2 protein-coding genes and 1 pseudogene are annotated in these 2,374 nt (G+C 65.5%); 1 reads left to right on the top strand and 2 read right to left on the bottom strand.

What is annotated here, in order from left to right; all coding sequences use genetic code 11:
* Nucleotides 1-390: pseudogene (locus QN357_RS18620) on the top strand (hypothetical protein); the annotation flags it as partial.
* A gap of 3 nt (nt 391-393) precedes the next feature.
* Here the strand turns inward: QN357_RS18620 and istB are convergent.
* Together istB and QN357_RS18610 are read right to left on the bottom strand one after the other, a co-directional pair.
* Complete coding sequence (gene istB, locus QN357_RS18615) at nt 394-1,053, bottom strand: IS21-like element helper ATPase IstB (protein ID WP_323505352.1); 660 nt, start codon at nt 1,051-1,053, stop codon at nt 394-396.
* Complete coding sequence (locus tag QN357_RS18610; protein WP_322135187.1) at nt 1,050-2,291, bottom strand: Mu transposase domain-containing protein; 1,242 nt, start codon at nt 2,289-2,291, stop codon at nt 1,050-1,052. Before QN357_RS18610 ends, istB begins: the two co-directional genes overlap by 4 nt.
* Between the last annotated feature and the right edge of the window lie 83 nt (nt 2,292-2,374).

Raw genomic sequence — 2,374 nt, 5'->3', positions numbered from 1 at the left:
CTGGTCTCGGACATCAGCACAAAGGCAGGGACGATGGTCATCGCGGGACGGCCGTATAACGTGCCGCTGGACCCCATCACGCTCGCTGCTATCGATGCGGTGCTGACGGCGCGGCTGGCGCTGCGAACGAACAACCCGCACCTCGTCCTCACGAAAGACTCACGCGCTCACGAAACTGCAGCGTCGCCGTATTTCATGACTCATATTCTCGATCCGGCCGGCGTCACGCCAGCTGTCCTGCGTCAAACCCGTCTCGCCGATCTCGCCCACTCCCACGACCCGAGACTGGTCGCCGCGGCATTCGGCATGACAGCCGGCGGCGCACTGCACTACGTCTTCGATGCTGTCGACCGCGAGGAAGAAGTCTTCGCTTCAACCTATGAAGATTAGGTATCAACTCGCATACGTCAACTTGAACGTATGCGGCTTGGCGAAGGGCAGGTTGCTCGTCATGATCAGTGAGGCGTGTTCGTAGCGAGATGACACGAGTTGGAAGAACAGGTTCGCGGCGTCCTGGTCGAAGGGGATGTAGCCGACCTCATCGACGATCAGCAGGCTGTAACGGCGCAGCCTGATGAGTTCGGCGGCGAGTTTGCCTCGTGAGTGGGCTTCTTGGAGTCGAGTCACCCAGCCCGTCGCGGTGTCGAAGAGGACCCGGTGGCCGGCTTTGGCGGCCTTGATTCCAATGCCGACGGCGAGGTGTGTTTTCCCGGTTCCGGGAGGCCCGAGGAGGACGATGTTCTTCGCCTCGGTGGCGAACACGCTCGTGCCGAGGTGCGCGATCAGGTTCCGGTCTGCGGAGGGCTGGTGGTCGAAGTTGAAGTCCTCGAGGGTTTTGTGACCCGGGAACCGGGCGGCCTTGATGCGGAGCGCTGCCCCGGAGGCTTCGCGTTCGGAGACCTCTTTGGAGAGCACTGCGGCGAGGTATTCCTCGTGGGACCAGCCCGCGTCGCGGGCCTGGTCGCCCAGGCGCCGGAAGGCTTCGCTGATCCGTGGGGCCCGCAGCGCGCGGGCGTAGTACTCGATCTGCGAGGCCGCTTCCGACCCGGTCATGACGCGACCGCCAACACGGTCGGGGTGGTGTCTAGGTCAACGCTGAAGAGTTCGTCGTAGCGGGCCAGTGAGGCCATCTCGACGACGGCAGTGACCGCGGGCCGGCGGGCGCGTTGGGCTTGGAACTGCGCGCGCAGCTCGGCCGCGCGGAGGACGTGCGCCGGATCGGTCACGGTCAGTTGCCGAGCCCATTTCCGGCGGTGCGCGGCGATGAGGACCCCGTCGTGGTGGACGGTGACGCGTTCCAGGCCCGCTGTCACGTCCACGACCCGGCCGATCATGGTCGGGTCGACGGAGTAGTCGTTGCTGAAAGCGCGAACGTAGTAATCCCGTGGGAGCCGGACGCTATTTCGGAACATCACTTCCGGCGCCAGCGGCGGCAGCCCGCGCATCGCCGCCCGGTCGATGCTGATCAGGTCCTGCGGGCGGCCTCTGCGTGACCGGGAGAGACGGTTGTTCGCGATGGGCAGCCACCCGGCCAACTGCTCATTGAAGTCGTCGGGCGAGGTGAACGCCCGGCCCGACATGAAGCGGCTGCGGAAGAACCGATTCATCCGCTCGACCATGCCCTTGGACTCGGGGTCACGGGCCTTGAGTAGCTTGATCTGGGTGCCGAGCGTACCGGCGAACGCGGCGGCGGGCTCGGTGAGTTTCCCGCGCCCGATGCCGGTCTCGTTGTCCCAGGTCAGCCGGGCGGGAACGGCCTCGGCCTCCTGCAGCAACGACCACATCCCGCCGAGCAGATCCGGCGTCGTCCGAGACGGCAACATGCGGGCCTGGATGAATCCGGAGAACGTCGAAGTCATCACCAGCACCGGCGGCGCAGCAGCCTGGTCATGGCCCAGCGGCAGGTCTTCGTGCGGGAACCAGAGATCACACTGGACCTGGAACCCGGGCGGGTGCACCAGCCGGTCCGCGGGGTCCGGCACCGCGTACTCCGGGCGCAGCTCGGCGATTTTGGCCCGGAACAGCGACGGAGACCCCGACCAGCCCACCCGTTCGGCCGCGGTCGCGGCCGGCATCGTCGGCGTTGCCGCAAGCAACACCCGCACCTGCGACGCAAACGCGTCGAAACTCGACCCGGTCGGCTCGCGCTTATACGTAGGCGACCTATCCACAGCCAACGCCCGATCCACCGTTCCCCGGGACACCCCGGCCAGCCGGGCTATCTCCCGTTTCGAATGCTTGCCCGTCGAATGCAGGTGGCGAATCTCTGCCCAATCATCCAATTTGATCACCTTCCATAATGGTTGGTGGCCCTATTTTCAGTTGGCGTTTCTGGCCCTGTTTTCGGTCGGCGTTAACAGGTCCCCCTCATACC

The sequence above is a fragment of the Cryobacterium sp. RTC2.1 genome, from assembly GCF_035018685.1.
GTDB classification, from domain to species: Bacteria; Actinomycetota; Actinomycetes; order Actinomycetales; family Microbacteriaceae; genus Cryobacterium; species Cryobacterium glucosi.
The sequence above is the reverse complement of the archived record's forward strand: the minus strand, read 5'-3'. Positions and strand labels throughout refer to the sequence as shown.